Origin of the sequence: Enterocloster bolteae, assembly GCF_002234575.2 — a bacterium.
GTDB classification, from domain to species: Bacteria; Bacillota; Clostridia; order Lachnospirales; family Lachnospiraceae; genus Enterocloster; species Enterocloster bolteae.
On sequence record NZ_CP022464.2, the window covers coordinates 3,491,502 to 3,514,508 of the forward strand.

The 23,007-nt window shown below is 45.1% G+C and carries 32 protein-coding genes; 15 read left to right on the forward strand and 17 right to left on the reverse strand.

The features are described from left to right. The 15 genes from CGC65_RS16410 to CGC65_RS16485 all read left to right on the forward strand — a co-directional run bounded on the left by CGC65_RS16410 (window position 1) and on the right by CGC65_RS16485 (window position 7,284). Window positions 1–600 (forward strand): hypothetical protein, encoded by a 600-nt coding sequence (locus CGC65_RS16410; RefSeq protein ID WP_002564472.1) that lies wholly within the window; start codon window positions 1–3, stop codon window positions 598–600. A gap of 193 nt (window positions 601–793) precedes the next feature. Further along, entirely contained in the window at window positions 794–1,351 is a 558-nt protein-coding gene (locus CGC65_RS16415; RefSeq protein WP_002564473.1) for a helix-turn-helix domain-containing protein, read from the forward strand. Between the two features lie 90 nt (window positions 1,352–1,441). Further along, entirely contained in the window at window positions 1,442–2,071 is a 630-nt protein-coding gene (locus CGC65_RS16420) for a CatA-like O-acetyltransferase (protein WP_002564474.1), read from the forward strand. Window positions 2,072–2,419: 348 nt separating this feature from the next. After that, window positions 2,420–2,908 carry a hypothetical protein gene (locus CGC65_RS16430; RefSeq protein WP_002564475.1) on the forward strand — a complete coding sequence of 163 codons (489 nt, stop codon included), beginning with the start codon at window positions 2,420–2,422 and terminating at the stop codon, window positions 2,906–2,908. A 190-nt stretch (window positions 2,909–3,098) separates the two neighbouring features. Next, entirely contained in the window at window positions 3,099–3,317 is a 219-nt protein-coding gene (locus CGC65_RS16435; protein WP_038281658.1) for a YdbC family protein, read from the forward strand. Window positions 3,318–3,525: 208 nt separating this feature from the next. Further along, window positions 3,526–3,786, forward strand: coding sequence for a hypothetical protein (locus CGC65_RS16440; protein ID WP_002564476.1), 261 nt, complete (start codon window positions 3,526–3,528; stop codon window positions 3,784–3,786). 2 nt (window positions 3,787–3,788) lie between these two features. Next, window positions 3,789–4,103, forward strand: a complete 315-nt coding sequence (locus CGC65_RS16445; protein WP_007037505.1) for a hypothetical protein — start codon at window positions 3,789–3,791, stop codon at window positions 4,101–4,103. A gap of 78 nt (window positions 4,104–4,181) precedes the next feature. Next, window positions 4,182–4,649, forward strand: coding sequence for a hypothetical protein (locus tag CGC65_RS16450; protein ID WP_002564478.1), 468 nt, complete (start codon window positions 4,182–4,184; stop codon window positions 4,647–4,649). A gap of 27 nt (window positions 4,650–4,676) precedes the next feature. Continuing rightward, window positions 4,677–5,069: a TIGR04076 family protein gene (locus CGC65_RS16455; protein WP_002564479.1), complete on the forward strand. Its 393-nt coding sequence runs from the start codon at window positions 4,677–4,679 to the stop codon at window positions 5,067–5,069. Window positions 5,070–5,122: 53 nt separating this feature from the next. Then, window positions 5,123–5,467, forward strand: a complete 345-nt coding sequence (locus CGC65_RS16460) for a hypothetical protein (RefSeq protein ID WP_002564480.1) — start codon at window positions 5,123–5,125, stop codon at window positions 5,465–5,467. A gap of 92 nt (window positions 5,468–5,559) precedes the next feature. Beyond that, window positions 5,560–5,940 (forward strand): GNAT family N-acetyltransferase, encoded by a 381-nt coding sequence (locus CGC65_RS16465; RefSeq protein WP_002564481.1) that lies wholly within the window; start codon window positions 5,560–5,562, stop codon window positions 5,938–5,940. Further along, window positions 5,937–6,209 carry a hypothetical protein gene (locus tag CGC65_RS16470; protein WP_002564482.1) on the forward strand — a complete coding sequence of 91 codons (273 nt, stop codon included), beginning with the start codon at window positions 5,937–5,939 and terminating at the stop codon, window positions 6,207–6,209. The genes CGC65_RS16465 and CGC65_RS16470 overlap by 4 nt, the downstream gene beginning before the upstream one ends. Before the next feature lie 50 nt (window positions 6,210–6,259). After that, a complete protein-coding gene (locus tag CGC65_RS16475; RefSeq protein ID WP_002564483.1) occupies window positions 6,260–6,607 on the forward strand; it encodes a hypothetical protein in 348 nt (115 codons plus the stop codon). 10 nt (window positions 6,608–6,617) lie between these two features. Beyond that, window positions 6,618–7,049, forward strand: coding sequence for a hypothetical protein (locus CGC65_RS16480; protein ID WP_002564484.1), 432 nt, complete (start codon window positions 6,618–6,620; stop codon window positions 7,047–7,049). A 28-nt stretch (window positions 7,050–7,077) separates the two neighbouring features. After that, a complete protein-coding gene (locus CGC65_RS16485; RefSeq protein ID WP_002564485.1) occupies window positions 7,078–7,284 on the forward strand; it encodes a hypothetical protein in 207 nt (68 codons plus the stop codon). Here the strand turns inward: CGC65_RS16485 and CGC65_RS16490 are convergent. The 17 genes from CGC65_RS16490 to CGC65_RS16580 form a co-directional block, all read right to left on the reverse strand. Beyond that, window positions 7,227–8,216 carry a hypothetical protein gene (locus CGC65_RS16490; protein WP_002564486.1) on the reverse strand — a complete coding sequence of 330 codons (990 nt, stop codon included), beginning with the start codon at window positions 8,214–8,216 and terminating at the stop codon, window positions 7,227–7,229. The two genes, CGC65_RS16485 and CGC65_RS16490, sit on opposite strands and share 58 nt — an antisense overlap. Then, on the reverse strand, window positions 8,200–8,607 hold the full coding sequence (locus CGC65_RS16495; RefSeq protein ID WP_002564487.1) for a PDDEXK family nuclease: 408 nt from the start codon (window positions 8,605–8,607) through the stop codon (window positions 8,200–8,202). Before CGC65_RS16495 ends, CGC65_RS16490 begins: the two co-directional genes overlap by 17 nt. Before the next feature lie 24 nt (window positions 8,608–8,631). Continuing rightward, a complete protein-coding gene (locus CGC65_RS16500) occupies window positions 8,632–9,171 on the reverse strand; it encodes a hypothetical protein (RefSeq protein WP_002564488.1) in 540 nt (179 codons plus the stop codon). 707 nt (window positions 9,172–9,878) lie between these two features. Continuing rightward, window positions 9,879–10,127 (reverse strand): hypothetical protein, encoded by a 249-nt coding sequence (locus tag CGC65_RS16510; protein WP_007037512.1) that lies wholly within the window; start codon window positions 10,125–10,127, stop codon window positions 9,879–9,881. Window positions 10,128–10,745: 618 nt separating this feature from the next. Next, entirely contained in the window at window positions 10,746–10,955 is a 210-nt protein-coding gene (locus CGC65_RS16520; protein WP_007037514.1) for a hypothetical protein, read from the reverse strand. 60 nt (window positions 10,956–11,015) lie between these two features. Continuing rightward, window positions 11,016–11,309, reverse strand: a complete 294-nt coding sequence (locus tag CGC65_RS16525; protein WP_007037515.1) for a hypothetical protein — start codon at window positions 11,307–11,309, stop codon at window positions 11,016–11,018. 56 nt (window positions 11,310–11,365) lie between these two features. Next, on the reverse strand, window positions 11,366–11,698 hold the full coding sequence (locus CGC65_RS16530) for a hypothetical protein (protein ID WP_007037516.1): 333 nt from the start codon (window positions 11,696–11,698) through the stop codon (window positions 11,366–11,368). A 61-nt stretch (window positions 11,699–11,759) separates the two neighbouring features. Beyond that, window positions 11,760–11,960 (reverse strand): hypothetical protein, encoded by a 201-nt coding sequence (locus tag CGC65_RS16535; RefSeq protein ID WP_007037517.1) that lies wholly within the window; start codon window positions 11,958–11,960, stop codon window positions 11,760–11,762. Between the two features lie 61 nt (window positions 11,961–12,021). After that, entirely contained in the window at window positions 12,022–12,222 is a 201-nt protein-coding gene (locus tag CGC65_RS16540; protein ID WP_007037518.1) for a hypothetical protein, read from the reverse strand. A gap of 323 nt (window positions 12,223–12,545) precedes the next feature. Further along, a complete protein-coding gene (gene tsf / locus CGC65_RS16545) occupies window positions 12,546–13,481 on the reverse strand; it encodes a translation elongation factor Ts (RefSeq protein ID WP_002564489.1) in 936 nt (311 codons plus the stop codon). A 29-nt stretch (window positions 13,482–13,510) separates the two neighbouring features. Beyond that, window positions 13,511–14,263, reverse strand: coding sequence for a 30S ribosomal protein S2 (gene rpsB, locus CGC65_RS16550; protein ID WP_002564490.1), 753 nt, complete (start codon window positions 14,261–14,263; stop codon window positions 13,511–13,513). Between the two features lie 280 nt (window positions 14,264–14,543). Beyond that, entirely contained in the window at window positions 14,544–15,332 is a 789-nt protein-coding gene (gene codY, locus CGC65_RS16555; protein ID WP_002564491.1) for a GTP-sensing pleiotropic transcriptional regulator CodY, read from the reverse strand. Between the two features lie 155 nt (window positions 15,333–15,487). Continuing rightward, window positions 15,488–17,575 carry a type I DNA topoisomerase gene (gene topA, locus CGC65_RS16560; protein WP_002564492.1) on the reverse strand — a complete coding sequence of 696 codons (2,088 nt, stop codon included), beginning with the start codon at window positions 17,573–17,575 and terminating at the stop codon, window positions 15,488–15,490. 88 nt (window positions 17,576–17,663) lie between these two features. Further along, window positions 17,664–18,836, reverse strand: a complete 1,173-nt coding sequence (gene dprA / locus CGC65_RS16565; RefSeq protein WP_002564493.1) for a DNA-processing protein DprA — start codon at window positions 18,834–18,836, stop codon at window positions 17,664–17,666. Continuing rightward, window positions 18,827–20,362 carry a YifB family Mg chelatase-like AAA ATPase gene (locus CGC65_RS16570; protein ID WP_002564494.1) on the reverse strand — a complete coding sequence of 512 codons (1,536 nt, stop codon included), beginning with the start codon at window positions 20,360–20,362 and terminating at the stop codon, window positions 18,827–18,829. Before CGC65_RS16570 ends, dprA begins: the two co-directional genes overlap by 10 nt. 240 nt (window positions 20,363–20,602) lie before the next feature. Next, entirely contained in the window at window positions 20,603–21,388 is a 786-nt protein-coding gene (locus CGC65_RS16575) for a TIGR03915 family putative DNA repair protein (protein ID WP_002564495.1), read from the reverse strand. A gap of 20 nt (window positions 21,389–21,408) precedes the next feature. Then, window positions 21,409–22,956 carry a putative DNA modification/repair radical SAM protein gene (locus tag CGC65_RS16580; protein ID WP_002564496.1) on the reverse strand — a complete coding sequence of 516 codons (1,548 nt, stop codon included), beginning with the start codon at window positions 22,954–22,956 and terminating at the stop codon, window positions 21,409–21,411. Window positions 22,957–23,007 lie beyond the last annotated feature (51 nt).

A 23,007-nucleotide genomic window follows, 5' to 3' on the forward strand; every position in this document is an offset into this window, starting at 1 on the left:
ATGGGAAAACAGATAAATTATTGGATGGATTATGATAACTTTTTGCTGGTCGCGCAAATGGCAGTTGACTTGGGCTGTACGGTTGTAAAAGAGGACCTTAAGTTAGGCAAAGTCATTGAAAGCAAGGATGCCGGTATCATCACCCCCTATGGAACATCCAATTATCCAGGCTACTACTTCCATCTTCCGGAGGCAGGAGCCATAGAGGTCCTTACCGTAAATGGCAAGGAATGTTTGGATTATGGCTATACTGCAACCGGGAATGCCCTCATTGAAGCCGGCTACTCTTCCATCGTCAATGAGCCCGCAGGCGTTGCCGGGTCACGGCAGAAAAAGGAAATCCACAGGGCAAGAATCTATTGCATATCTGGATATTACGATGAAAATGAAAAATATATACAAAGGCCGGACTGTTTGACCAAGGTGTATCACTCCCTGGTGAGATATGTGAAAAAGATAGCTCCTTATACAGAATTTACAGTTATCCTGATAAGCATGAAGGACGAAAACTACGGGGAGGAATATGAATATAGACATAAGGAATACATAACAAAAAACTGCCTGGATTTGATTAATAACAAAGGATACAAATTATGTTGAGGATATCGGTTACACTTTTAACAGCTTGAATTGCATGAGAAATCGGAAGTTATAACTGGGATTATTTATATTTTCAAGGTAAAAATGTTATGATAAAAGGGTTGCAACTTATAGTTGCGAAACTTCGAGGTTTATGTGGTAGATAGCAACCGCTTATAATGTTAAATTTTTATATAACACAGGAGGTGCTAATATGACATTTGGAGAAAAACTTAAATTTTTAAGAAAGCAAAAAGGCTTTTCACAAGAAAGGTTATCACAACAATTAACTGTATCACGACAGGCAATATCTAAATGGGAACTAGGAGAATCATTACCAGATACAGAAAATGTAATACAACTTAGCAAATTGTTTTCAGTTTCGATTGACTTCCTGCTAAATGATAACATCTGCAGTGAGGCTGATATTCCAGCCGTCCAGCATAATACAACTGTTTTACAAGATAAATTTCGTTCTAAAATACTACTTGTTATTGGCTTCATTTGTTCTGCTATGGGTTGTGCTGGAAGTATTACACTAATTGTCCTCTCTACAATGATAAAGGTTCATGTTGAAAAGAAACGTATATTGCCAGACGGTTCGGTTCAATATTACGGTGGTGGAGATATCCTTGGTTATGATTTTTGGAAATTCATATCAGAATATAGGCTGCAGGCATTATTATTTATTTGCATTATTTTAATTATTGCTGGTATTGCTATTATATGGGTGTCAAAGAAGAAGGCTAAAACTAAAAGCTTATTATTTTAATGAAAGTAGGAACATACTCTATGCTTGCCAACTTCCGGTTTGTCAGACAATCGCAAAGAATGAAAATTTAGAATTTGGAGGAATAAGCACATGGCAAATAAGTATAAAGTAATTGATGAAAAAACATGGAATAGAGCAATGCACTGTATGATTTTTAGAAATAGTGTTGAACCAGCGTTTTGTGTAACCTTTGAAGCGGATATTACAAGATTTAAACGTGTAGTTAAAGAACAGGGGGTTTCTTTTACATTGGCAATGGTATATGCAGTTTGTAAATGTGCAAATGATATAGACGCATTTCGTTATCGGTTTGTTGATGGACAGATTGTTTTGTTTGACAAGATAGATACTGCATTTACCTATCTAAATCAAGAAACCGAATTGTTCAAAGTGGTTAATGTCCCCATGATAGACGATTTAAAAGAATACTGTGAGTTTGCAGAAACGATAGCAAAGGAGCAAAAAGAATATTTTACAGGTCCATTAGGAAATGATGTTTTTCAATGTTCTCCTATGCCGTGGGTCACCTACACGCATATTTCTCATACCAATTCCGGGAAAAAGGATAATGCAACCCCTCTGTTTGATTGGGGAAAATTTTATGAGAAGAATGGGAAAATTGTCATTCCAATATCAGTACAGGCACATCATTCCTTTGTTGACGGCATACATATTGGGAAATTTGTAGATAAGCTTCAAAGGTTTTTCGATAGATGTTAGATTCCAATTTGATAAGGTATCTGAGTGGAAAAAAATATATTCTTTTTTTCATATGATGCATTTGGGCCGTTATTAATTTATGTTTGGCTGTATACATATGGTTTTCAAAAAAGCAATTGGTTTCTGGGGAAATAAGAAAATGTTTGAGGTGACGGATATAAGAAAGTATAATCATACCATGTCCAAACTTTATGTTGCACATGGCATTGTATTTATTCTGCCCGGACTTCCTTTGCTTGCAGGACATTGTTGCGGGAGTTGTAGTGGAAACCATTGTTTTAATGGCAGTTTATTCTTTGGTGATTAAGAAAAAATACAAAAGTAATTTTGACAGGAGTATCGTTTGGGATGAAACTTAAAATTATAATCGGATTATATGCAGGAATCCTGTTACTCAGCGGTTGTGCTTCAAATACATCTGTTGTCGCCGGACAATCTGCTGCAGTGAATGCAGAATCCGCAACAAAAGGCATTAACAATGAGGAACCGAATGTAAATGACGCACATTTAGATGATACCATTTATATCGGAGAATATCTGGATTCTGATGTCAATGAGCCAAATCTTGAAATTGCGAGAGGTGATGATAACAAATATATCGTACAGATAGGAATTTACCGCCTGACTTCATTAAGTGATGGCATTGGGGAGTTGACGGCTGATGGTATGAACTTTACTGCGACCGATGCTGCAGGGAATCCAATCAGGGGCATCATTACAGCAGACGGCCAGGCAGCAACCGTCACTTTTACAGATTCCACTTGGGATTATCTGCAAAACGGTTCTGCTTTCCAGTACACAAAATCATCTGATACTTCAAATATCTGGAATGAATAGACCGCTTATCGGGGATTGGGTTAAGTGATTACGAATGAGATGAAGATAATCTCTATAGTCTTGAATCTATGGTAAAGAACACATAGAACGCGGTAAAAATAAAAAGGGATACAGCGTCACAATCGTATAATGGAAAAGAATTTTTACAAAATGAACTGTGAAAATCGTAATTTATCTGGGGGTGCTTCATATGAAACGCTATGAAATTTATAAGCATATCGGTAATCTATCCCCATTAAATAATGGGTGGATAAAAGAACTAAATTTGATTTCGTGGGACAATAAAGAGCCTGTTTATGATATACGAACATGGAATAGCGAACATACGGAGTACGGAAAAGGGGTAACAATTACAGCGGGACAGATGGTCGTTTTAAAAAATCTGCTTAATGAAATGTCAATATTCTGATTTCCACCAGGATGATTCCTACAATTACATCGCCACCAGTACCCAGAAATAATATAGGCTGCTCTCCTATCCTACCGAGGGCGGCCTGTATTTATTTCCCCATTCTCTAATGACAAAAGAACTTACTTCTGCAGCAGGAAGGAAACGTGGACGGATTAGGCGGTGTATGATAATATAAAAGTAATATTGAAACCAGCGAGGCAAATAAATGGATGAGTTCCAGTCAATGGTTGAAGAAACCAAAGCCCTTGTACAAAAGGAAATAAAAAATAAAGACAATCGCCCTGACTTTATTTTGGAGAAGCAGCTATATTTAATTTTAGAAGAATTGGATAAAATGGAGCGAATCAGAGACATCCATCTATTCCATCCATATTACCCAAAGGGGATTGCGGATAGCTGGGACTATTCAAATCCATTGGCGATTCGATTACTGGAATTATTAGAATCATATCGGGAGTTACAATAACGTTGAGGCAGTTTCCGGATTACCGGGCTGACAAACCTGGAATTACAGAGAGGAAGGAACTTTCAATCATGCTGATTTATATTGAAATGTATCCAAAGGACAGATTGCTAAATGGCCCGAAATGTTCTGTGTCTGAATTAAAGAAAAGACTGGCAAAAATTCTGGCAGAAGCCGAAACAAAGGATTTTATTTCAATATTTTGTGCGCGATATAATTTTGAAGAAATGCCTCTTGATAATGTGCCGATTAATGAAAATATTGAAGTTGACTATTATATGGACATAGATGCAGGACTTATTCATAAACCATCGCGTTGAGTAAAACTTTCACTCATGGTAAGAAAGGATTCCCGGCTTACCGGGCTGACAATCGGAAGTTGAGGAGATACGAATGGAATGACTGAACGCCAGAAACTAATTGCATATAAACAGACCGTACAGGCTGCCAAAAACAAATTAAAACAAATGAGCGGTATCAGCATACTGGAACTTTTAGAGCAGAATGAAAATCCGGGTTTAAACGAAATGTTTTCCGCCTATACCACTACTTTTGGAAATGATATTGAACCATATAGCAAGTTATCATACCAATCTCCAGCAGAGACGGTTTATTCCTGGCTCATTGGTACTATGGATTTGAAGGAAAACGATGAGTATTACTTTTACTGCGGCATATGGTGCAGGATTAAGCTATTGGATTTACGGCTTGCAATCCCCTCCCTGTGGTTACATAATGGAAATACCAAAGGCTTTCTGCTCGCTGAGACAGATTTAAACCGTATGCTGGAGGCCGGCTCTGATTCCCGCGATGAATATCATTATTTAATTGACATATGGAATTATAGTGAACAGAGAAATTATTAAATCGGAGTTTGAAGGAGGTAAAACAAGATGAAATATAAAGTTAAAATAACTGTCATTGATAAAAAACTTTATCCTGAATTGCAACAACAATATTGTCATGACCCCAATTCGGGTATCTGTCCTTGCTATAATGTGGGAGATGAATTTGTATTTTATCGTGATGATGAAAGAGATGATTTCTGGCATATGGGTTTGAATACATTAATTAAGACCAGTGGTAATGCAGATACAGTTGCAGGCGGACCTAAAATGCCATTTTGTTCCGAAGCATGGGACGCTATTTCACATTATATTTATACCGGACTTCAAGGCGGCTCTATCATGAAAGGTTGGATGAGAGAAGAAAACACCATGATTACCTGCTGCTCGGACGGAACAAGGCCTGTAATTTTCAAAATTGAGCGAATTGACTACGAATAAAAATCTGGAACTTTTAGTTTATGCAACCGGAACACAGACCATTAGGAGGAAAAATGATTTTATACAGACCTGTTGGCTCAAAAGAATTGGAGCTGATAAAGAAAAGCAATTATCGCAGATTTCCACCGAGATTAGTGGAACAGCCTATTTTTTATCCAGTCCTGAACGAACAGTACGCAACGGAGATTGCTTCCAGCTGGAATGTAAAATATAATGAAGACCACAGAGGTTATGTCACAAAGTTTGAGGTAGACGACCAATATTGTAGACAGTTTGAAGTCCATCAGGTCGGGGGCCCGCACCATAAGGAGTTATGGGTCCCAGCCGAAAAACTGGATGAATTTAATGAGCATATCATCGGGGAAATACATATCATCAGCGAATTTTCAGATAGATAATATGTTATCTTGTAAAACCGGTGTGGCCTCGGAAGCAATGAGAGGGCTATCAGGAATAGGGAGTTTAACCAGAAAGGAGGTCCAGAGAATCATTGGAATACAAAGTGAATGACCAGGGGCTTAACGCTTCCGTATTTATCCCTTTTGTCAATAAAGTATGGCCTGGAGATTATGATGAAGAGAAAACGCAGTCAGCATTGTCAAAAACACTGAACATAAGCGCTTACGAAAATAACGTACTTGTAGGCTGCCTGCGGATTCTTTCAGACGGCTATTTCTTTGGCACAATTACAGAACTGCTTGTTCTTCCCGAATATCAGAAACGTGGTATCGGCAGCAAGCTCCTCCAGCTTGCTAAGGATAATACGCCAACCATGCTGTATTTTGGCGCACAGCCGGGAGTTGAACCGTTCTACGAAAGGAACGGTTGCCAACGGAGCCTGCAATCCTACACAATAAGGGGCACAAAATGACCAATTACACATTTGAAGAGATAAAAGGATTGTTATTAAAAAGCATCCAGGAGCATGATTTTGAATCAGAATTACGCTTATGCTTTCATGACAACCCGAATGAATACATGATTATAATTTATGACGACCACTGCTCTTTTCAGCGGTGCGGCAATCCAAAAGAAGCAAGCGGCGAGTACAACTACAAATCATTGGATGAGCTGTATAACGCCCAACAGGTTGATGGGATTGTTTTGGAAAGGGACTGGGAAAAAATTAAAGAGTTGTAGTGTACGGATTTTGACATATTGGGCCTATGGGACTAATGGAGGGATACCATATGACAGCAGAAGAAGTCTTTTGCGAGTTAAGCGATAAATATGGTGATGATTTTAACTGGCATATGCTGCCACTCTCAAATCATACATTTACAGCAGAGCTAAAGAAAGAAATCGGTAAGAATCATTTTCTCTATCATAAACAGATATGGGCAGTGGCCAAATGTGATTCAAATGATGATGTCTTGTATCTGGCTGATAATGGCGGAGGCGCAGACATATATTATATTTTCCATTTGACTTATTCTGAATGTAATACAGATGGATTCCCCCGATATAAAAAGTTTGAAGGGATAAATGCAGTAAAAGAATATATAGAACAATCATTAAATCAGGACTCATCTTTTTAAAGGAGCGCTTATGTTATATCTGCTGGTATTGACTGACCCTGAATTATCTTATGATAATTATTCAGAGGATTTTTACATTGGCCTATTTGATACTGAACAGCAAGCTGAGGATATTGCCAAGCATTATCTTAAAAATATAAAAGGCTTCTGCGATTTCCCATGTACATACCGTATTGTGAAGAAAGACGTTATTGGCGATTTCAACAGTAGGATATCTGATTACTTATGGACGGTACATGGATGGAATACAAATGAATACCTAGATGAGATAGACATAATCGAAAGCCCATGCTTCCTCACAGAAGAACAGGCAGACGCAGAGCTTCCGGTCATGAAGAAGAAATACCAACGGGAAGAATGGACTGTAACCCGATGGAAAATAGGCGCATTGGAATGGCGTGAAGGTTTTGTCAGAATGGTCGATGGCGAGCCTGTGAACTGATTGCAAAATCAAAAGGAGATAAAGAACAATGAGCAAATATAATACCCTATGGGAATATGTACAGAAAAACGGAAGCCCATCATTCAAGCTTACTTTTGAAGAAATACAGGAGATTGCAGGCATCCCCATAGACCACTCTTTCTTGAATTACAAAAAAGAGCTGACAGACTACGGCTATCAGGTCGGTAAGATTTCCATGAAGGAACAGACGGTCATTTTCAACAGAATGGATTGATAAACAGGGTGTTCGAGGTGATAAATACTTATGGAATCAACAGAAGAAAAACCAGCTGGGCAGGAATGGCAATGGTGCCTGGTCGGGAATATCGTCGGGGAACATAAATACGGGGAAACGGACGAAATTCCGGCAACGAGCTGTGTGGCCGTATCCACTGCCATATAGATGCTGGGGCGTCCCACAACCACAGAACGGTCAAACCGGGACACCAGGTAAATGTCGGCCTCGGTGGCGTCCATCTGGAACGCGCCCACCCGGTCCTTCCACCTCATGGTGGAGCCATACAATGGCCGCTTATTCCTCTGGTAATTGGAGAGCCCTCCCCTGGAGACACTGCACTTGATGGACTTGCTGTATCCATGCCTGTAGTAATAATGTTCAAAGCTGTACCATGAAGGGACTACCTCCATCAGCTTCCCATCCGGCGTCATATACCGGGATGCCAGCATGTGGTCGTATGTATCCCTTAGGGACATCTTCTTTGCGCTGAAATAGAACTTCCGTATGGCCCAGTCAAAATTCCTTACGTCCCTATCTTTTCCTCTTTCCCTTCCCCCTTTCTCCATGAGCACCAGCCTTGCCAGATATTTGTAATACAGTCCCAGTATCCGTTTCCTTGTGGTCCCGTTTTCTTCTGCAATCCTCTTTGCCATGGCCAGCCGCGATTTCCCGTCAACGATGTAAATGGAATCCTCCAGCAGCGGTTCAATCAACGCAAGCCTCTTCATTTCCGCCTCTGTCAGATGCTTTGCCTGCTCCAGGGCAACCCTGTACCCCTCCGGCATCTCTACCTTCTCACAGGCCTCCAGGAAAGCAGCCGTGATGTATTGCGGCGCCCCAGGCTCGTCATAGGAGATGACCCAGGCCCCATGGTCCAGGGCAATCAGCCTCTTGAACAATTCCCCATTCATCCTAAAAAACAACCTCATCCCCTCCTCTGTCTATGACCACGATTTTCCAGTCATCCACGTCAAGCTGCTTCCAGTACCTGCGCGACAGCTCCAGCTTCTGGATGGCAGATTTCTTAACCAGCTGCGCCACTGATACCACTTCCCGTATACCCGTAGTCCCATCCGCATTCTCAATCCAGAAGTCCGAAGCCCAGGCTATCCCGAAGCATTCCGGACGTATCCCCAGCCTTGAGACCTCTTCCATAAAACCCGGGTCCAATGGCAGGATGCATTTATACTTCACCACATGGGGGCTGGCCTCCAGAAGGTCTGCATATGCTTTTGCGTCCTTGCTGTGTACCGACATCAAAGACTTATTCTTTTCACTGTAAAACTGTATATCCCTATACTTTGACTCCGTTTTATCCATATATGCCTCCTTGCTCCATGTGCCCTATTCCGGGCGCTCAATTACCTCATAGCTGCGGAAGGCACCACACTTCGGGCATGGGGCGACATCCCTTCTTTCCAGCATTTCCTCTGTTGCCTCACTTATCTCCCTATCACAGCAGCCCACCCTTATCCTGGGGAACCTACGCCCCTCCACCACCTCTGGCCGGAACCTCCTATTGAATGCAATGTAATCAATCCATCCCTCACTGTCGAATATCCGGTGACTGTGCAGCTCCAACGCCTCCTTGTGCAAATCAAAGCCATACCTTGGATAATGCATCTCCTCCCTGCACCACACTTCCAGCGCCTCCAAGAGCCACGTCTCCCCATGCAGCCCAATGACCTGTTCCGCCAGCTGATACCAAAGGTCTTCCCTGATGTCCCCGATTTGCGTCTGGACCCCATTGCGCAGGGAACGTTTCTTTTGCCTCCCAAACCCGTCTGGTTCACTTATCCCAGTCCCGTACATGAAGCGGATGTCCTCAATACCAAGAGAAGGGATGTCGATGCCCGAGAGGGAATTGATTTGCCGTCTTTCCATGAAAATCCTCCTTTCCGGAATTAATCCGAGTTTTTGCACCTATTAATTTGAGTTTTTGCAATTAATCCGAGTTTTTGCCGAAAAAGCCCTTTTCACATGCAAAAACTTGAATTAATTCTAATTCAAAATGCAAAAACTCGGATTAATTCTAATTAATTCAAGGGTCTATGTTGTTGTGCCATTTAAAATAGGCATATTGTCCCACAAAATAGCACATATATAACAGACAGCAGCCTCCCGGCCCTCTGCCTCCTGCTTTCGCATCCAGAATTTCTGCCCTCTGGCACTCTCATAGCCCTTCCCTCTGGCCCCCTTTTTCCTCCCCCTCGCCCTCCGGCCCCAGGTAGCCCCAACCGCCACCAAAGCCTTTGTTTACAAGGGGTTCCAGCCTTTTGTCTCCTTATTCTTCTCCCTATTTTTAACGGCAGAATGGCCCTGGGCAGGGCAAATCGGCCGATGGCCCCGGGGAATGCCGGGACAAGGGGCCTGGAGATTTTAGGCGCAAAAAAAGGACCCAAAGTATGGTTTTCACATACCTTAGGTCCTTATTTTTGATATTTTAGCCCCAAAATGGTGCTGTTTTGTGGGCCAACATGCCTATTTTAAGTGGCACATCAACAACAAATGTCATTGTCCAAATTAAAAGTGACAAAAAGTCCTAAAAGTCGGACATAAACAAAGGTGTGGGATTAAACAGGAATCCATTATTACTTTTTTATAGAAATCAGTAGTTCGCCATCACAGTTCCCAAGAGCCATGATCTTATCATCATCGCGGGTAAACGAAACGATCTCATCAAACACTTCAGGGGTAATCATTTCTTTTACTTCACCGTTTTCAAACATCGCTCCTAATTGAACAAAGATATTTGCATCGAGATGATAGTCGCCTGTGACAGGATCCTTAATCAAGCTAAGGATTCTTTTGGCTTCACTACTTAAGCTATCCCATTCCATATGGCATCAACCTCCCTTCTGTTTCTGGCTCTGCCTGGTCTCTGTTCAGATACGGAAACGGAGACACTGTAAAACAAAACCTCTCCTAGCATATCCGATTACTAAACTGTTCATTGATAACTGAATAAAATAGAAGAGTTTTATTTACTAATCACCTGAAACCCTGTCATACTAAAATAAAAAGGTGGTTTTTATGATCAAACATTTGCAGGACTTCTTTGAAACAAGCAACACAATCTCTACGATTTGGCTTGGCATATTAATACTAATTGATAGCTTGGCTATTCTTACTGTGCTAATAAGTGTAATAATGTTCCATGGAGATATACCTAATCTTATTCAGGTTTATTTCCGTATGTCTGTTTATGGTGTAACGGTTATCGCGCCTTTTCATCTTCTATACGAACATAAACTTCAAAAACGGATATGATATCTCTAAAACAAACCAACGATAGTCTTCTTCTACTTTGTTCAGTTATCAATGTGCTTCTGTGCAGGGCCCATTCCTTCGGTCCTGCTTTGTATTCTACTTCTCTTCTACCTTTTTGATGTCAAAGCTATAGGGGGGCCTCTTCACCAAATGTATAGAGCATGTCTTTTAGGCCGGCTTAGTGACGGCTATATCCCAGATGCAGATACGGGAACAGACTCACATCCACGGATATTTTCCTCTGAAAGAAGTTTGATCAGATTCGAGGCTCCAGTCTCCGAAAATCTTTCCCCAAACATGCTATTACGGTTGAATACAGGGGTCTTCTCTACCCAGCTGACAAAGTATTCACCCTTGCTGTTTTTTACTTTATATTCACTCATAATGTTTCCCTTCATACACTCGCCGGCTCCGCTTCTGTCCTATTCCTGGCTTAGGTACGGATGCAGAATCAGACTCTAATACATAAAAGGCTGCTCTGGCTTGTCTTTCAGCTTTATATAGATAGTTCTCTCACTGGCTTTCACTTTATAGTTTTCCAGTGTTCTTTCATATATGTCTTCTTCCATGCCAGTCACAGTTGATTGAAGGTGCAGCATATCCGTAAGCCCAACCTTTAAGAACTCCTCGATATCAGGGATATCAGAAAAACTGCTGGTTGATATGGCCCCATATAAGGTGCCGACGAGATTGCCTTCCTTTGATTTCTTGTAGGCCTCTACAATCAGGTCTTTAAATGTCCCAGCTTCCATGTGGTATATCCTCCAAGGCTCCAATTATTTCGATTAAGGTACAACAATAGTTCTGCTTATGGGTGTATTCCCAGGCCAATCCATACTCTCATGCTGTCACATAAATCGTAAAAATCCTTCATGTGTCTGTTTAATATAGCTTCTTCGTCATTATAAATCAGTTCTGAATCTTCTATATCCGGGCATGCCATCTGGATATCTTCTATCATGCTTTCGATATCATACTTCCATTCTTCTAAATCTCTTGGATCAAGCATCTTCAGCAATGATTTCAGACAAACTTCCATCTGGTTATATATTTCCACTATAGTTGTTATCGTGTCGTCTTTGTCCAGCAGTTCTCGCAGCTTCCTGCCCTGTGATTCAAGCTTATATTTCCATTTGTTCATTCGTATCCCCTCCTTATCATAGACTGATTCTGACTCCGTTCCAGGCTCTGGTTCAGGGTTCTTAGACCAGATTTATCCCTACATCACCACACAAGGACTTGAATTCAGCTTCTGTTATGATGTTTTTAGGTTCTATTTCTGTTTTGTAGTAATGGATTAAATCTAAGCCAAGACTATACTCTTTTTCTTTCTTGGATAGTTCCAGCATGCTTTTCAGTGTATAGGTTACGATTCCTATGTAAGTTTTCTTATCTAATTCCATCCTGCTCTCCTGTATGCTATGGCCTGTCTCCGGCTCTGATCCAGATACAGAATTAAAGGTCTTATTTCCGGTAGGATACATTGACATTGGAGAAAACGTATTTCCACCAGGGAACATTTGGTTGGGAATGCTTATATTCGGCCCTCAATTGCTCCAGTTCTTCCTTTGACAGGCATTCCTGAAGATAAACACTGCATTTTTTCATTTCTTCTTCGTCATTCATATGTTCTGTTCCGAAGATGTTACCACTAAAACTTGCCATGATGATGTCCTATTCCTTAATCCAGCTGTTTCCGTTTCCATTTCCGCTCCTTTTTTCCTCTTACAGAATGTCATCGCTCTAATTCTGGCTGAGATTTCGGGGCAGAGACGGACACGGAATCCATAAAACACGGTTTTTCATTTTTTATCTCTCTTTGGGCCTCATTTTCATTTTTTCGGATTTTCCGACAAAACAAAAAAGGCCCAAGATACTTTGAATTGTATCTTGGAACCTCTTTTTATGAAAAACTATCCTTTTTTAACCTTTTTTATGTCCAACTTTACGGACATTTGGTCGATTTTAATTCGGACGTTGACAACAAATTACATTCCCATCTGCTTAGCTACCTCAGCAGCAAAGTCCTCGCTCTTCTTCTCCAGACCTTCGCCGGTCTCGAAACGAATGAACTTCTTTACCTTGATGGATGCGCCGTTAGCCTTGGCTACAGCTGCAACATACTGGGAAACGCTCTGTTTGCCGTCTTCTGCCTTTACATAAACCTGGTCTAACAGACAGGTTTCTTTCAGCTCTTTGTTGATACGACCCTTTACCATGCCCTCGATGATCTTATCGTTGGCATCCGGCTTCTCATTCTTAGCTGCCGCTGTAAGGATTTCTGTCTCTTTTGCAATATAATCAGCGCTTACTTCGTCTCTGCTGGTGAACATTGGCTTTAAGGCTGCTGCCTGCATAGCCACATTCTTAGCCATATCCTTGATGTCATCGTTAACAACATCTGTCTCTACGTCTACCAGGACGCCAATCTTTCCGCCTGCATGGATATAGGATGCAACAAAACCATTTGCCTCCTCAACCTGCTCAAAACGACGGATATTCATGTTCTCACCGATAATGGCAATCTGGGAAGCAAGTGCTTCCTTTACGGACAATGTCTCGTCCTTAGCCCATCTCTCCTCCATGAATGCATCTAAATCCTTAGCGGAAGTGGTAAGCGCCTGTGCTGCAACATCTGCAACATATGTCTGGAACTTCTCGTTCTTGGCAACAAAGTCAGTCTCAGCGTTAACCTCTACGATTACAGCCTTCTTCTCATCCGCAGCTACTGCTGTAGCTACGATGCCTTCTGCTGCAATACGTCCGGCCTTCTTGGCTGCTCCGGCAAGTCCCTTTTCTCTCAGGAACTCTACTGCCTTCTCCATATCACCGTCAGTAGCTGCAAGAGCTTTCTTGCAGTCCATCATTCCGGCTCCGGTCATCTCTCTTAACTCTTTTACCATTGCTGCGGTTACTGCTGCCATTTCATCTTCCTCCAATTTTAAAGTTTTAATTAAGCCTCAACAGCCTCTGTCTCGAAAGCCTGGGCAGGAATCTCGATTTCCATTGCGCCCTCTAAAACTTCGCCCTGCTTTGCTTCGATAACAGCATCAGCCATCTTGGAAACAATCAGCTTAACGGCTCTGATGGCATCATCATTGCCAGGAATTACATAATCCAGTTCTTCCGGATCACAGTTAGTATCAACAATACCGATTAACGGTATACCAAGTGTGTGAGCTTCCTGTACGCAGATGTGCTCCTTCTTCGGGTCAACGATGAAGATTGCATCTGGCAGTCTCTTCATATCCTTGATTCCGCCAAGGTTTCTCTCTAACTTGTCCCACTCCTTCTTCAGGGCGATTACTTCCTTCTTAGGAAGAACATCGAATGTTCCGTCCTGAGACATGGTCTCGATTTCTTTCAGTCTGTCAATACGGCTCTGGATGGTCTTGAAGTTGGTCAGCATGCCGCCCAGCCATCTCTCGTTTACAAAGTACATTCCGCAGCGCTCTGCCTCAGCCTTGATGGCTTCCTGAGCCTGCTTCTTGGTACCTACGAACAGAATGGTGCCGCCGTCAGCAGCAATGTCAGATACGGCCTTGTAAGCCTCATCTACCTTGCCTACGGACTTCTGTAAGTCAATGATATAGATACCGTTTCTCTCGGTATAGATGTATGGAGCCATCTTAGGGTTCCATCTCCTTGTCTGGTGACCGAAATGTACACCAGCTTCCAGTAACTGCTTCATAGAAATTACGCTCATGTTATTTACCTCCATTTGGTTTTTAGCCTGCTCCGTCGCGTATGGGAGTTCAGGCTCTTCCGTCTGCTTCTGACACTTCCCGGAAGACCTGGCAAACTGCTGGCCAGGCACCGTCCCGCAGAATCCACAGACGTGTTTTTTGTCAGCCTTTCAAATATATCACAAAATATGGCAGCTTGCAAGCACTTTTAGTAAGTTTTCCTGCAAACTGCCATATATATTGTTCTGACTCTATATTACCCGGCTATCCGCCAACAGCTTTTTAACCGGTACCTTTTATCTACTTTAAATTTGAGTTGGATGCCTTGATTGTCTTCAGTTCATCAAACACCACGTCATTCAGAACCTTGATATAGGTTCCCTTCATGCCTGAGGACCGGGATTCAATGACACCGGCGCTTTCAAACTTACGGAGCGCATTGACAATTACAGACCGGGTAATGCCCACGCGGTCGGCAATCTTACTGGCTACCAGGATGCCTTCGTTTCCGTCCAGCTCCTCGAATATGTGGATAATAGCCTCCAGTTCGGAGAAGGATAACGTGCTGATAGCTGATTTTACAATCTGCACCTTCCGGGTCTCCTCTGCATTCTCCTCATTGACAGAACGCATCATCTCCAGACCTACCACAGTGGTTCCGTATTCACTGAGTATGATATCGTCAATATCATACTGGGAATCCGACTTGTAAATGAAAAGGGTTCCAAGCCGCTCTCCCGCTATATCAATGGGAGTGATGATGGCCTGATACTTCCTTACATTTTCCTCGGCAAAGCCAAGGGTGGCAAGATTTACGTTCTCCTTGGTGGACAAAACGCTTAAAAGACGTTCGTTCAGCATCTTATCCACGTAACCTCCGACCTGGTCTTCGATAAGTTCCTCTATCTCATCTACCCCAGAACAGATGCTCACCCCCAGAACCTTGCCCTTCTTGCTGATTACCAGGATATTGGATAACAATATCTCACTCAAAACTTTACAGATGTCATTAAAAACAACTTTATGAGAATTATTGTTATGCAATAGCTTGTTGATTTTTCTTGTTTTGTCCAACAATTGAACACTCATCTCCGAAAGCCTCCTTATCCAAATTGTATATCACCCAAAAATACTCTACTAATAATAGAATTTTAACACAATTTTTAAGCAATAACAAGAGTTTTTTGAAGTTTTCGATTATTTTAAGATTTTGATATTTTTCCTATTTGTTTTTACAAATTTTTCTATTTTTCACTCTTATCCATGCGGTAGCCACAGGTCTCTCCGGCACATAAAAGCTTATTTCCCTTCTCTACCATATAAGAACCGCAGACCGGGCATTTCTGAGTGGAAGGCTTCTGCCAGGACATAAAGTCACAGTCAGGACTGGCCTCACATCCATAGTAGAGACGTCCCTTCTTTGTCTTCCTGCGCACCAGCTCCTTACCGCACTTCGGACATGGGATACCGATTTTTTCAAGATAGGGCTTGGTGTTCTTGCACTCCGGAAATCCGGGGCATGCCAGAAATTTGCCGTGAGGACCATACTTAATCACCATCTGGCGCCCGCACAGGTCGCAGACCACATCCGATACCTCATCCGCAATCTTTACGGATTCCAGCTCCTTCTCAGCCGTTTTAACCGCCTCGTCCAGGTCAGGATAGAAGTTGCTGACAACGGTCTTCCAGGCCACAGTACCGTCTGCCACTTTATCCAGCAGAGATTCCATGTTAGCTGTAAAGTTAGGGTCCACGATGCTTGGGAAGGAATTCTTCATGATGCGGTTTACCACATCCCCCAGCTCCGTTACATAGAGGTTCTTGCTCTCCTTTACCACATATCTTCTGGCAATGATCGTGGTAATGGTGGGAGCATAGGTACTTGGACGGCCTATGCCCTGCTCCTCCAGCGCCTTTACCAGGGACGCCTCCGTGTAGTGTGCCGGAGGCTGGGTGAAATGCTGGCTTGGGTCCAGCTGTTCCAGCTTTAGGACGGTTCCCTTTTCCAGGTTGCCAAGGACCTGATTTTTCTCTTCCTCATCGTCTGCCTCCACGTAAACGGACATAAAGCCTTCAAAATCCAGCTTGGAAGCCGATGTTGTGAACAGGTGGCTGCCCGCCCCAATCTTTACAGAAGTGGTCTCATATACGGCCGGCGCCATACGGCTGGCTGTAAACCGCTTCCAGATTAACTGGTAAAGCCGGAACAGGTCTCTTTGCAGTGATTCTTTTACAATGGTAGGAGTCAATGTTATGTCAGTGGGACGGATGGCTTCGTGGGCATCCTGTATCTTAACGCCCTCTTTTTTAACCTGGCTTCCCTGAGCAACATATTTCTCGCCGTAATGCTCCTTTACAAATGATCTGGCCGCTGTGTCCGCCTCGTCTGCGATTCTGGTGGAATCCGTACGCAGGTAGGTGATAAGACCCAGGGTTCCCTTGCCTTTTACCTCTACGCCTTCATAGAGCTGCTGGGCCAGACGCATGGTTTTTTGTGTGGAAAAGTTAAGTACCTTGGAGGCTTCCTGCTGCAGGGTACTGGTTGTAAACGGGATGGGCGCCTTCTTTACCCGCTCCCCTCTCTTTACTTCCTCCACCTCGTATTTACATCCCTCTAACTGACTCAGAATCTGATCCAGTTCCTCCTTGTTGCGGATAACTGCCTTACCGCCCTTGGAGTCCCTGTTCCCATAATACTTTGCCACCAAAGGCTTCTTGTTCCCTTTCAGGAGAAGGTCTGCCTCCAGATTCCAGTATTCCTCAGGGATAAATGCATTGATTTCGTCCTCGCGGTCGCAAATCATCCGCAGAGCAACGGACTGTACACGGCCTGCGCTCAGTCCTCTCTTGACCTTTGCCCACAAAAGCGGACTGATCCGGTAACCCACCATACGGTCCAGCATTCTTCTGGTCTGCTGGGCATTTACCAGGTTCATATCAAGCTCCCTAGGGGTCTTGAAGGAGGCCTTTACCGCGTTCTTCGTAATTTCATTAAAACTGATGCGGTAAACATCCTTACTCTTAAGTTCATCCAGCTTAAGAGCCTTCATCAGATGCCATGAAATGGCCTCTCCCTCGCGGTCAGGGTCCGTTGCCAGATAAATCTTGTCTGCCTTCTTCACTTCCTTGCGCAGCTTGGCCAGAACGTCTCCCTTTCCTCTGATTGTAATGTACTTGGGCTCATAGTCATGTTCCGCATCAAATCCCAACTGGCTCTTCGGAAGATCCCTGACATGGCCTCCCGATGCATCTACCTCATAGTTGGCGCCCAGAAACTTCTTGATGGTTTTCACTTTTGCTGGTGACTCCACAATTACCAGATAATTCGCCATTGTAAAACTCCTTACTCGCTGTTCATTTATTTTCACAAAATGGAGACACACCCCGGCGGATGCCGGAGGATATCCAAAATCCTGACACTTATGTGATTGTTTTCATGTAGTTCTGACCTGATGTTCTCACTGCAAATCCTTCCAATTCCAGCTCCAGAAGGGCGCTCATGCAGCGTCCTGCTGAAAGTCCTGTCTGCACCATAATCTGTTCCAGATGTCTGGGTTCGGAATCTAGGCAACTATACACCATTTTTTCAATCTTGGCAAGTCCCTTCTGGTCTTTTTCACGGTTAATACACTTTTTTTCGTGAAAAATGCCCATATAGTCCAGCACATCCTCAGGGCTGGTCAATATCCCTGCGCCGGACTGTATAAGCTCGTTACACCCCGCACTCAGGTCATCCGTTATCCGGCCCGGCAGCGCAAATATCTCCTTCCCCTGTTCCAGACCCAGGCTGGCTGTTATGAGGGAACCGCTTTTCTTTCGGGCCTCCATTATCAGAATCACGTCCGAAAGGCCGCTTATGATACGGTTGCGCATAGGGAAGTTCCTGGCCATGGGTTCCTCATCCGGTCCGAACTCGGAAAGGATACCTCCCTGAAAAGGAATCGCTTCATACAGATAATAATTGCTCCTGGGATAACAGATGTTCACGCCGCACCCAAGGACTCCATACGTCCTCCCCTTTCCGTTCAATGCGCCCTCATGTCCGGCCCCATCTATACCCAGGGCCAGACCGCTGACAATCTGTATACCGGCTCTTGCCAGCTCCTTTCCCATAAATCCGGCTGCCTGCCTTCCGTACTCCGAACAGTTCCTGGCCCCTATGATGGCTGCGGTGGGACATTTCTCATCCGGCAGCTCTCCTTTAACATAAAGTCCCATGGGATAGTCATAAATATGCAGAAGCCGTTTGGGATATTCCCTGTCAAGGGGCGTTACGAAACGGATTCCCTTCTCCTGTAAACAGTTATACTCCCGGACCATGCCGGAAAACCGTTCCTTCCACCGGTCATACGTGCGGCATTTTTCCTCGCTTTGTAAGATTCCCAGTTTCTTTAATTCCATTCCTTCTATATAATACGCCCGCTCAAAGCTTCCTGCCATCTCCCATATACGCCGTATGGTAACTGCCCCAAAGCCCGGAATACGGGTGAGCCAGTACAGATATTCTTTTTCATGCCTCTTGACTAAATCCATCTCCGGGCCGAAAACCGCATTCCGGCTGGATTCCTGCTCCCCACTGTTCCCTATCCCCATATCTTTTCCTCCAGTCCCCCGTATCCCAATGCTTCTGCCAGATGTTCCTTCTTTATATCCCTGCTGTCCTCCAGGTCGGCAATGGTCCTGGCAACCTTCAGCGCCTTGTGGTACCTTCTGGCACTGAAGCCTCCTGACTCATATATCCGTTGGGCAAAGTCCTTCTCCTCGGGTCCCAGGCTGCAATGCAGTTCTACCTCTTTCATACCCATGCGGCTGTTAAAACGTATCTTTGAGCCCAAAAAGCGGCGTTCCTGACGTTTTCTGGCATGCTCCACCCGTTTCCGGATGGATGCAGAGTCCTCATTTTCACCCTGGGCCGGGTTCAGTTCCCCAAAGGTAACCGGAGACGCCTCTGCGCAGATATCAAACCGTTCCAGTATGGGCCTGGATATATGCCCCAGATATCGTCTGATCTGGTTCTCCGAGCAATTACAGCGGTTCCTGTCCGGATAGAATCCGCATGGACACAGGTTCATGGCTGCTACCATCATGAAATCTGCTGGAAATTCATAATTACCAGATACCCTTGTCACCGTAATTTTCCGTTCTTCCAAAGGCTGTCTCAATATTTCCACAGCAAAAGGGCTAAAATGAGGCAGCTCATCCAAAAAAAGTACTCCTCCCGAAGCCAGAGACAGCTCTCCTGGCCTGGGAGGGACGCCTCCTCCTGCCAGAGCCCTGGATGTTATGGTGTGGTGGGGACTTCTGAACGGCCTCTCAGACAGTAAGGGACGGCCTGCCGGCAGGAGTCCGCAGATACTGTAGATTCTGGATATCTCTATGTCCTCCTCACGCGTCAGTCCGGGCAGGATAGTTGGAATTCTTTTGGCAATCATAGTTTTACCGGTTCCGGCGCTGCCGGTCAAAAGCAGTCCGTGCATGCCGGCTGCCGCCACCTCCGCTGCCCTCCTCAATATGGCCTGACCGTTGACCTCCCTGTAATCCAGACCATCTTTCTTCTGACAGCCGCTCTCCGGACGGTAAAGCGGAGCATGGCACGGTTCCATGGAAGCCGTGGCCTTAAGTATACCTGCCATATGGCCCAGAGATTCCACCCCCACCATATCTACCCCTTCCATTACCAGGCCCTCCGCCACATTTTCTATCGGCAGGAAACATCTTTTGATACCCTTCTCCCTGGCCATAGCTGCCAGGGAAAGCACACCGCTTACAGGTTTCACCCTGCCGTCCAGCCCCAGTTCTCCAATTACCATGCTGTCCTCCAGCGTATCTGTCCCAACCACCTGAAACGCGCCCAATATGGCAACCGCAATGGGAAGGTCATAGGCAGTGCCTCCCTTGCGTATGCCTGCCGGAGACAGGTTGACAGTTATCTTTTTAGCCGGGAGACGAAATCCCGAATTCTTAAGGGCTGTCCTGACCCGATCCTGTGACTCCCTTACCTCTGAAGCCAGCTGTCCTGATATGGAAAATCCCGGAAGCCCATCAGACACATCCGCCTCCACCGAGACCAGGACCCCTTCCACAGCCCATATTCCTCCGCTGTTGATTCGCGTAAACATCCATCCGCCCCTTTCACCTTGCTGGTAACTATAATACACATCCATAAATCAGTGGAACTTTGGCACGATACCGTACCGGATTTAAATATAAGACAGGATAGGAAGAACCCTATCCTCTTGAATGAAAGATATAATTACTATACTAAATGGAACATAAAATTACAAGGGGCAATCTGAACTGTTTTCCATAACATGTCTCCCGGGGGACCATCCGGGGACCGCTGCGCCTCCTGCCCCTTCCTACTTTTGAAACTCCGTCATATAAGGCCGGAAACGCAGGGGCAGATGGGTTCTCTGGCATACCGGGTTACGGCGTTCCCTGATGGCAATGGTATCGCAGAACATACGCCACATGTCCTCGTAAGTCTCCTCGTCCGTCCTCTCCCTAAGCCAGCGGCTCCATCCCCGGTCGCTGTTCTCCTGTTCCGGTTCAAGGGGTTGGTTTACAAGAAACCAGGAGCGTCCGGCGGGATGGACTGCTGCCCTTTTATGGTTCTCATCATAAATAACCCAGTTTTCCTCCGGCAGCCGGTCTGCAAAGTGAGGTGCCAAAAGAGTCATGATATCGTTCTTCGGACCGATACGCGACACCAGTATGCCTCCCGGAGTCTCTGAAAATCGCAGAAACTCTGTCAGCAGATGATTTTCATTGTAAACATTCCGGCACAGGCCGAATATATCATAGCAGGCCGGAAGCTGAAGCATGTCCAGTACCGACGGGCCGTGGCGGAAGGCCTGTATCAGGAACCTGTATATCTTATCCGCCCGTTCCCGGTCCTGGCTCAGGGAGGCGGTGTATACCTTCCTGTATATCTCCTGGGAGAGCTTGGCGCACACGGAACGGATAACCTTCTCCGCCTTTTCCGGACAGATCTGTACATCCCTGTACTCTGCAAAAAGCTCCAGTTCCTCATATTCTCCCTTTACGGCCAGCCGGACATTCTCATGGCCGGCCGGGTCAGACCAGGCATCGTATACACCGCAGAGAATCCCCTCAAGCCATGGCTCGCACATGTAAACCGTCATATGGTGCACCTCCTCAATCCTCACAGGCTTCCTGTCACAGAAGCATAATGGTCTTCGCCTGTCACCGGCATCTCCAGATGCATGTCATCAAAGAGTGTGAGCTGGCGGAAACTGTCCCTGTTCTCAATATCCCAGGCTTTGCGCCTCTCATCTCCCACAAGACAGGATGTAATATAATCCTGGTCCAGCCTGGCGCCTTCCATCATGCGCCCGTTGCAGGTGATGAAATATCTGGCCCGTTTCAGGACCACCCCCATTTTCTTTACGTCCTCGAACCGGAGTCCGCCCTGCTTTCTGGCATTTACAATTCTCTGGACCGACTTTACTCCCATGCCGGGAACCCTGAGAAGCTCCCCGTAGGAAGCCCTGTTGATTTCCACCGGGAACAGCTCCAGGTGGCGCAGGGCCCAGTCGCACTTGGGATCCAGAAATACGTTGAAATTCGGCTGTTCCTCCGACAGCAGCTCCTCAGCCTTAAATCCATAGAACCGGAGCAGCCAGTCCGCCTGGTATAACCTGTGTTCCCTTAACAGAGGCGGTCTGGCTGTCACGGAAGGCAGACAGCTGTCGTCGTTAACCGGCACATAAGCGGAATAAAAGACCCTCTTAAGGCCGTAATTCTCATACAATGCCTGTGTGACAGCCATCATCTGGTAATCATTCTCCGGGGTGGCCCCCACAATCATCTGGGTACTCTGGCCCGCAGGCACAAAGGGCGTCCTGGCATACCGGGAGTCGGGAAGGTACCTGGTTTCTCCCCCGGCGCTCTGCACGGCCTTCTGTCCATCATCCAGACCATCCTGCCCCCCGCCGGATAAACCATGGTTTCCCGGCAAAAGGGCGCCTGGCTGTGCCAGCTCCGGACGAATCAGGGCAGCGCCGCCTGCAAAACCAGCCCTCTCCGTTGCATAAGGCTTCTTAAATTCCCTGTCATATCCCAGGAGATGGCTGGACACCGCAATTCCCTGCTGCACCTGACGCATGGGCTTTAATATCTTATCCCTGGTCTTCCCGGGAGCCAGATTCTTAAGTCCCTCAGCCGTGGGAAGCTCCAGATTAATGCTCATGCGGTCAGCTAAAAAACCCATCCGCTCCACCAGCTCAGAGTCAGCCCCCGGTATGGTCTTCACATGGATATATCCGTTAAAATGCCACTGGTTCCTGAGTTTATGCAGAGTCTCGTAAATCAGCTCCATGGTATGATTGGCGTTATACAGAATGCCTGAGCTCAGAAACAGGCCCTCAATGTAATTCCTGCGGTAAAATTCAATGGTAAGCTTACACACCTCATCCGGCGTAAAGGCAGTCCGCACCACATCATTGGAACAGCGGTTCACACAATATTTGCAATCATAGATACACTGGTTGGTAAACAGAATCTTGAGAAGGGAGATGCATCTGCCGTCCGCTGAAAAACTGTGGCAGATTCCGGCCTCTGAAGTGTTTCCTATGCTGCCTGCCTTTCCCTTTCTTCTTACCCCGCTGGATGTACAGGCCACATCATACTTGGCTGCATCCGTAAGTATCTTTAACTTTTCCTGTACGCTTAAATTCTCCTGTATCAACATGATATCACCACCCAGAACGTATGTTTGCTCTGATAGTATAACACAGAATTC